Origin of the sequence: Sodalis-like endosymbiont of Proechinophthirus fluctus, assembly GCF_001602625.1 — a bacterium.
GTDB lineage: Bacteria > Pseudomonadota > Gammaproteobacteria > Enterobacterales > Enterobacteriaceae.
In genome coordinates this window covers 39,749-46,544 of the sequence record NZ_LECR01000023.1, presented here as the reverse complement: position 1 = coordinate 46,544, position 6,796 = coordinate 39,749, and the positions used below count along the sequence as shown (strand labels likewise).

Here is a 6,796-nt window from a genome sequence, read left to right as displayed (position 1 = left end):
CGGCGAGCTGCGTGTGGAGGGCTACTAGACGCTGCTAGTGGATCTTACTGGCGCAGGCGATTGTTTCGGCGCGACGTTTGTCAGTCTTTTATTGGCCGGCTATCTGGTAAGCGCAGGTCCGATGGAAGGTATTTCTACTCTGCAGGAAATCAAACGGTTGGTGCTGGCCTAAGCAGCGACCCTGGCATCAGAGAATACCGGTCAAAAAAAGCAGCACAGATCACAGATACAGGGTAAACTATAATCTATGTAGCCTGGGCGTTGTCAGTTCCCGCTCTTGCCCAAGATGGCGCGCGGCGGGGGCGCTCGGGGCTTTTCTCTTATTCCTACTTTTTGTTAGCTGTCATCGCAATGCAAACGACCATTTCCTCTCGCCGTTCCATGGCCAGCCCTCCGTTTACGCCACGCACCAGCCGCTCAAGATCCTGGCTGCGAGTGCTATGTATGGCGTTGGCAGCCTTTATCTTCAATACCACTGAGTTCGTACCGGTGGGACTTCTCAGCGCTATCGCAGATAGCTTCGCCATGACGCCGGCCCAGGCAGGGTTAGTCATCACTATCTACGCCTGGGGGGTTGCGCTGATGTCGCTCCCGCTGATGCTGCTGACAAGTAAAATGGAGCGGCGTGTCCTGCTGATGGGCACCTTCGCGCTGTTTATCGCAAGCCATGTCCTCACCGCCTTCGCCTGGAATTTCTGGATGCTGGTGTGCTCGCGCATCGGTGTGGCGCTCGCGCATGCGGTGTTCTGGTCGATTACCATCTCGCTGGCGATTCGAGTCGGTCCGAAAGGTAAATCAGCGCAAACGCTAAGCCTTCTGACCACCGGGACCGCGCTAGCGATGGTGCTGGGGCTCCCTCTAGGAAGGATTATTGGTCAATATCTGGGTTGGCGTATTACCTTTGGCATTATCGGCATTACCGCTCTGGCGATCATGCTGCTACTGTGGCGCCTGCTGCCGCGTTTGCCGAGCAACCATTCCGGCTCTTTAAGCAGTGTGCCGGAATTGTTTCGCCGCCCCGCGCTGGTCAGCATCTACGGTATTACCGTAGTGGTGGTCACCGCCCATTATACTGCCTATAGTTATATTGAACCCTTCATGCAGAGCGTGGCGTCCGCCGGAGAAAACTTTACCACCATGCTGCTGTTGTTGTTCGGCGCTGCCGGTATCCTCGGCAGCTTGCTTTTTTCCCTATTGGGCAACCGTCATCCCACCGCGTTACTGGTAGGTGTCATTTCCTGTTTGATGGTATGCCTATTCCTGATGTTGCCGCTGGCGCCGCACAATGTCGGCATTGCGCTGCTGTACGTTATCTGGGGGATGGCCATGACCGCCCTAGCTCTTAGTTTGCAGGTGAAAGCGCTCGGTATGGCACAGGACGCCACCGATGTGGCTATGGCGCTATTCTCCGGCATTTTCAATCTAGGTATCGGCGCCGGTGCGCTGCTAGGTAATCAGGTTAGTCTGTTCCTGTCTATGGACAACATTGGTCTGGTGGGTGCCCTGATTGCCTTTCTAGGCCTGGGGCTGTGTATATGGGCATTTCACCGCTACCGCGCGACGTTACGTCTCGTAAACCTAGGGTAAGGCGGCGTCCGGCAAGCTGCCGGTCGTTACGCAGCTCTTACACACTCTGCCCACATAGGCGCTGCCGCTCGGAGTAAGTGCGCTGACGTCGACCGTAGGTAGCACCTACTGCCGGCCGGTAACGGTAGAAGTTGCCAGTGCCAGTCATTCGGTTTATAAATCCCATCCTAAAGAGGTGGCGGCACTGAGTTTAGTAGTCCGCCGCGCAGGCGGTAAAATGATCCCCGTTGCGCACCATTCTCCTTAGATGGGCTGAGTGAACAATGAAAATACTGGTTATTGATTATGAATCCAAAGCACGGGAACATATGCGCAGTAGTTTAACCGAATCCGGTTAATGTCGTTGATGTCGCGATCGCCGGCCGCGAAGGGCTATTTATAGCCATGGAGTACCATTACAATGGCCTTAGAGTACTATTATAACTTAACACTGCTCGGGGTGATAATTCCGGAGCTGAACGGGTAGGAAGTCATGAAAAAGCTGGGTTCCCTACTGGATAGGATACGCCGGTCATTTTTCTTGCCGTCAAAAGCACTGTCGACGATGCATCAAAGGGTTGTAACTGGGGGCAGATGATTACCTCATTAAACCCTTCTCCTTTGCCGAACTTCTCGTGCGCATCCGCACCGCGCTGCGACGCGGCTTGCATATGAAACGCGAGGATCTTCTCACTGTGGCAGACCTATATAGCTGGATATCGCCAAAAGTCCTGTTCCACACGCTGTTTGGCGAACCGATCTGACTAATAAAGAGTTCAGCCTGCTACAATTATTAATGTCCAATCCGGGACAGGTGATGAGCCGAACGTTGATCGTTGATAGCCTTGCGGGTCTGGGATATGAATTTCGATAGCTATACTAATGTGGTGGATGTGGCCGTATGCCATCTGCGGCAAAAGTCGAAGCACTTTTCCCTCGCCCACTTATCCATGCCATTCAAGACGTGGGCCACCTGCTGCGACAGCGGACGATACGCTATGAAAAGCCTTTCGCTTTTGGTGCTGCGCTTTCCCGGGTCAACTGCCGCTTATTAAAGTCAATCCCGGTAAGGCGACCATTCCAAATATCCCTACGGTGCCCGCGCCAAGCAGGTGCTGACATTGAAAAATGTGCGTCATGAGCTTGCACGCGATGATACGCCGTTTATTTCCGCCTCCGCCTTGGCGAAATATGCAACGGTCCGAGAGAGGTGGAAATTATCACTGAAAGGCTCATGACGGAGCGTACCAGCACTCTGGCAGTAGTCCTCTCTGCCAGAGTGCTTCTGTTGATTCGTCGCCACCATCATCGCCGCACTCAGCATTGCTTATCTGACCCGACGCGGGCTGCGCCCCCTGCATCGCCTGGCGCAGAGAATGCCCGGGCCAATCGGTGCCGAACGGACCCAGTTCGACGTAGATCACTTTGATGCCCAGCGGCGCGCACTCCACCTGTAACACATCAAACCAGCCTTCGACAGGGTGCTTGTTTGCCGCGTAATGGCCGGAACTAGGGAAACCTAACAGACCTGCCTGCCACCAACATGATATTAATAACAAACCATTGGCGCTGCGCGCACCAACGGCATTACTGCACGGGTTAAGACAAACAGGCTGAACACATTGGTGTCAAATCGTGCACGGATTTCCTCCTCTACGTCTTCCTCAATAACGCTATGATATCCATAACCCGTATTACTCACCAGGACATCGATAGAGCCGAATTTGTTGATCGCCGCCTTGACCGCGCTGGCGATCGCCACTTCATCAGTCACATCTAGCGCCAGCGCGTGGTCGGGCGCGTCCTGCTTTAATGCCGCGACCTGGTCGCACATTGCGGGCGGTGATCATCTCCCGCCAACCGTGTGATAATATGCGTTTTGCCAACTCTCAACCAAACCCTGTAGAACACAACCGGTGATAAACCATACGGGGATTTTTTCTGCGGACATAATGCTTCCTATTGAGATGAGCCATAAACGATGGTAGACCGTCTCAGAAGTCCATGCCAGATCGCGTGCATGGTTCCACCTGTCGCAGCGCCGATAAGATCGGCCTTTCAGTTACGCCGGGCGGCGCCAGCTGGAATATTTATTGCTCAACATTAGCGTACAACGCCAGCCACGCGATGGTGTTTTGGTGGGTATGGTTTATACCCAAGGTAGCAATGTTATCAGGAAAAACAGCTTCGGCGATAAAAAAGGCAACGGCGGAAAAACTCCGGCTCATCAACGATGACGTTCAACCGCATAAGAATACCGTGAGCAACATTCATGCAAAAAAGCAGTGGAGGGTTGCTGGAAAAAGGCTAAAGGCGTCATGGCTGGCATGCGCCGGCCAACCGGCCCACTGTTATTGTCATTGCCTTGCGGAGTGGTGTAATTTCACCTGCTGAATCCGCCGGTTATCGGTTTTTTCCCTAAATTCCGGCGTCACGCGCCCCGACCCCCCTGGCATTAAAACTTTAAACCAGCCCTGAATCCAGATCGTGCGACCAGACTCCATCAGTGGAATAGCCAAAACCGCGATGGTCTGCCAGGTTAAGGTGTTAGTTACAGAGTCTGTTGAACAGATTATCCACCCCGGCGTTGTTTAATATTAGCGGTGGCCTACCAAGCCATATTGGCCGATATAACGCCAAATCCAATGCTGTAGGAAAAATCTTTGCCAACCAAATTGCCTTCGTTAAGCGCGATTGGGTATCAGGTGTCAGGGTAAAGGCGATTGCCACATTGTTTTTCCATTTCTGCCTCGTGCTATCTTGATAATCGCCGGCGCAGGAGACATTGCCCATCAAGTTGAGATAGCCTGACATGTTGCCGAAGGCGCCCGATATTCTCATCAAGCCGCCCGTTTTTGAGCCGGCGATCGCGCTGGTGTTCTGCATCATTCCTAGGCGACAAAGCCCGGCTGCAGCTGCTCAAATTGTAAAGTGCCAGTGGAAGCGCCCTGCCTCGACTGCCAAACGGACGCCGCATTCGGTGGCGAGGATTTCCTCGGCATGCTTGCCATACTAGGAAGACAGTCAACAGGACTATTGACTACTCTATTTCCCAATCTGCAAGGGATCCCCTCATCTGTTATTTACATAATTTATTAATCAATATATCACATGAAATAATATGTATATGAAATTTTTGGTACAGCGTCAATTTGTCTATGTAGTTCTAAATTATGGTTAAATCTCCTTATTATTTAGCAACTTGAAGGATTACTCTCTATATTTTTGTCAGTAGCAATGTGTGGTCGCAGACTGATTAAGGTATTTATGTTGGTATTTTGACCTTTTTTATATTTTAAAAAATTTTTAATATTCTTAAAAAGAATCTATTTTAATAGTTAAAGCGGCTTCGGTCTATGGATGCCGCTTGACATCAAGCCGATGGCAAACATGCAAACCGTCTTGGTCAGCGACCCGCCTATACGGAACGTCATCATCATGCCAAATAGCAAACCGAGAAGGGCAGAATTTTCATTGTTGAGGGAGTGAAGGAATTCAGTCAGCCGGCCCAGTAGGATTTTAATTGGCTAGCCGATGACCAGCGCCATGAGGGCGTCGGTCATCAGTATAACTCAATAGCGGCACGATCAAGATGGATTTCAGCCCAGCTACCGTTTTCGGCAAGTGAATGTAGTTGATGATGAGTAAGGTAATGTAACCTGCTAAAAAACTGGCGATAAACGCACCTAGAAAACCCGATCCTGTATAGATCCGCCATAACGCCTCCCACTGCGCTATAAATGAGCGCGGTGGGAGGCATCCTATCTCCTGCGCCAGCCGGTAGAGCACAGTTCATCGTGTGAATAGATATTCATTGAGAAACTCGTATTTATGGGTAATAGCACCGCTATGGCATAATAGATCCGTCAGCAGCGAGATAATTTTCTCTTTGGTCTGACAGTCTGAATCGAGAATAATATATTTTTCCTGTAACAGGTTATCAATGATAACAGCGTTATTCATAGAGTTTCTCCCTTATTATTTATAGCATTTTTCCCTTCTGAGTAATGGTTGAATCAGATACCAGGAATTCCGTGATCCTTGCGATATCTTTCGCCGAAAATAAAGCCGAATCGTATACCACTGGCTTTTGCAACGGCTCCAGGAGAATGATGGACATCACCATATCGCGTTATGGCACTGCAGGGATTCGGCGATACTCTTCCCGGGGACAATATCGATAATTTTTCAATCAGGAAAAGCGCGGTTGATGATGCGCCAGGATAACAGTTGAGAGGGTGACTAGGCTGCTTGAGCATACCAGAAATACGAGTTTCACTTTAATGCTGTTTTCAATTGTCGCCTGGAGATGAACCGCGAGGTAGGCCACTTCATCATTGTTTATCTCACCCAGTGCGTCTTCCCAGCAGAGCTCGTTAATAACGGCCTTCAAGGTGAAAAAGACGCTGCCCAGTTCTCCGTTTCGATCTCATACAGCATGAGAATTTTTAATACGGATACGATAGTTCAGCCGGTTCAGCATCGGCTTGATATGGGAGAACAATGCCATAAGCAGATTTTGATCCAGCGTTATAGCCACGTTAATACGTTGCGACACGCGATCCAACAGCTCCTGCACGAACAGCGTTTCATGTTCAGAGATGGGCTGTTAGGCATGAGGCCGCGATGTCTTGCCGTCCTCCTTGCCCGACGACACTAGATATTGATAAATAGAGTAAGACTTCTCTGTCACCACCGCGGTTTGGTAGGCCGCTTCAATGCATTCAATCAATCACCGCCAGGGAAACGTGCCAGGCGTGTGCGTCGTTGATGCTGACACGAACGGGGCGCAATATCAGTCCCCGACAGCGGCGAATGACTTCGGCGGATGAACACCAGGATATAGATGAAAAAATTAATATAATACGGATCGCTAATGATATAATTCAGCTATTGTTCAACAAAGATAACAAGTTGCAGAGTAAAATGGACAGCCTGTTCGCTAAAATTTCTTGAAAGTTCGCGTAGCGTCCCCCTTCGTAAAACTGACTTTCTATCTTATCCTAATGCGGCATAAATGGATTTCAGTGCCAACGATTTTATTACGATGCGTATATTATATATCTATCCCTTTAATACTGGTCCCAGACCAGCTTTTCATTAAGTTAAGTTCAAATTGCTGTAGCTAGGATTCTAGCCTTTTCAGATTATTAACGATAGAAGCACGACTGATAAAATATTTATCTGTCAGTTAAATTAGTAAACTACTGCACGGAGACAACATTAAGAG

At 49.9% G+C, this 6,796-nt stretch carries 9 protein-coding genes and 2 pseudogenes; 4 read left to right on the top strand and 7 right to left on the bottom strand.

Features of this window, described 5'->3' with window-relative positions:
• The 3 genes and pseudogenes from BG74_RS16150 to BG74_RS16140 form a co-directional block, all read left to right on the top strand.
• Positions 1-172 (top strand): annotated as a pseudogene (locus BG74_RS16150) (sugar kinase); the annotation flags it as partial.
• Between the two features lie 179 nt (positions 173-351).
• The gene (locus tag BG74_RS02715) at positions 352-1,587 is read left to right on the top strand and encodes a sugar transporter (RefSeq protein WP_187202533.1); all 1,236 of its coding nucleotides are present in this window, start codon (positions 352-354) and stop codon (positions 1,585-1,587) included.
• Positions 1,588-2,362: 775 nt separating this feature from the next.
• Positions 2,363-2,440 carry a hypothetical protein gene (locus tag BG74_RS16140; RefSeq protein WP_244267206.1) on the top strand — a complete coding sequence of 26 codons (78 nt, stop codon included), beginning with the start codon at positions 2,363-2,365 and terminating at the stop codon, positions 2,438-2,440.
• A 358-nt stretch (positions 2,441-2,798) separates the two neighbouring features.
• On the opposite strand, the gene BG74_RS02710 is transcribed toward BG74_RS16140, so the two are convergent.
• Positions 2,799-3,125, bottom strand: a complete 327-nt coding sequence (locus BG74_RS02710; RefSeq protein ID WP_187202532.1) for a Rossmann-fold NAD(P)-binding domain-containing protein — start codon at positions 3,123-3,125, stop codon at positions 2,799-2,801.
• Positions 3,116-3,400 carry an SDR family NAD(P)-dependent oxidoreductase gene (locus BG74_RS02705; protein ID WP_066596419.1) on the bottom strand — a complete coding sequence of 95 codons (285 nt, stop codon included), beginning with the start codon at positions 3,398-3,400 and terminating at the stop codon, positions 3,116-3,118. The genes BG74_RS02710 and BG74_RS02705 overlap by 10 nt, the downstream gene beginning before the upstream one ends.
• Positions 3,401-3,570: 170 nt before the next feature.
• Here BG74_RS02705 and BG74_RS12560 point away from each other — a divergent pair, with 170 nt between their 5' ends.
• Positions 3,571-3,960: a hypothetical protein gene (locus tag BG74_RS12560; RefSeq protein WP_187202531.1), complete on the top strand. Its 390-nt coding sequence runs from the start codon at positions 3,571-3,573 to the stop codon at positions 3,958-3,960.
• 153 nt (positions 3,961-4,113) lie between these two features.
• Here the strand turns inward: BG74_RS12560 and BG74_RS02700 are convergent, their stop codons facing one another.
• The 5 genes and pseudogenes from BG74_RS02700 to BG74_RS16125 form a co-directional block, all read right to left on the bottom strand.
• The gene (locus BG74_RS02700; RefSeq protein WP_066596417.1) at positions 4,114-4,455 is read right to left on the bottom strand and encodes a hypothetical protein; all 342 of its coding nucleotides are present in this window, start codon (positions 4,453-4,455) and stop codon (positions 4,114-4,116) included.
• Between the two features lie 461 nt (positions 4,456-4,916).
• Positions 4,917-5,311, bottom strand: a pseudogene (locus BG74_RS19380) (PTS transporter subunit EIIC); the annotation flags it as partial.
• A gap of 47 nt (positions 5,312-5,358) precedes the next feature.
• Complete coding sequence (locus BG74_RS12555; RefSeq protein WP_244267189.1) at positions 5,359-5,529, bottom strand: PTS sugar transporter subunit IIA; 171 nt, start codon at positions 5,527-5,529, stop codon at positions 5,359-5,361.
• 229 nt (positions 5,530-5,758) lie between these two features.
• Positions 5,759-5,959 carry a hypothetical protein gene (locus tag BG74_RS16130; RefSeq protein WP_244267188.1) on the bottom strand — a complete coding sequence of 67 codons (201 nt, stop codon included), beginning with the start codon at positions 5,957-5,959 and terminating at the stop codon, positions 5,759-5,761.
• A 36-nt stretch (positions 5,960-5,995) separates the two neighbouring features.
• Entirely contained in the window at positions 5,996-6,145 is a 150-nt protein-coding gene (locus BG74_RS16125) for a PRD domain-containing protein (RefSeq protein WP_244267187.1), read from the bottom strand.
• Positions 6,146-6,796 lie beyond the last annotated feature (651 nt).

Bases quoted from the DNA above. Each gene is read 5' to 3' on its own strand.
- BG74_RS02715 (WP_187202533.1), top strand. From the start codon at position 352: ATGCAAACGACCATTTCCTCTCGCCGTTCCATGGCCAGCCCTCCGTTT.
- BG74_RS16140 (WP_244267206.1), top strand. From the start codon at position 2,363: ATGTCCAATCCGGGACAGGTGATGAGCCGAACGTTGATCGTTGATAGC.
- BG74_RS02705 (WP_066596419.1), bottom strand. From the start codon at position 3,400: ATGTGCGACCAGGTCGCGGCATTAAAGCAGGACGCGCCCGACCACGCG.
- BG74_RS12560 (WP_187202531.1), top strand. From the start codon at position 3,571: ATGCCAGATCGCGTGCATGGTTCCACCTGTCGCAGCGCCGATAAGATC.
- BG74_RS02700 (WP_066596417.1), bottom strand. From the start codon at position 4,455: ATGATGCAGAACACCAGCGCGATCGCCGGCTCAAAAACGGGCGGCTTG.
- BG74_RS12555 (WP_244267189.1), bottom strand. From the start codon at position 5,529: ATGAATAACGCTGTTATCATTGATAACCTGTTACAGGAAAAATATATT.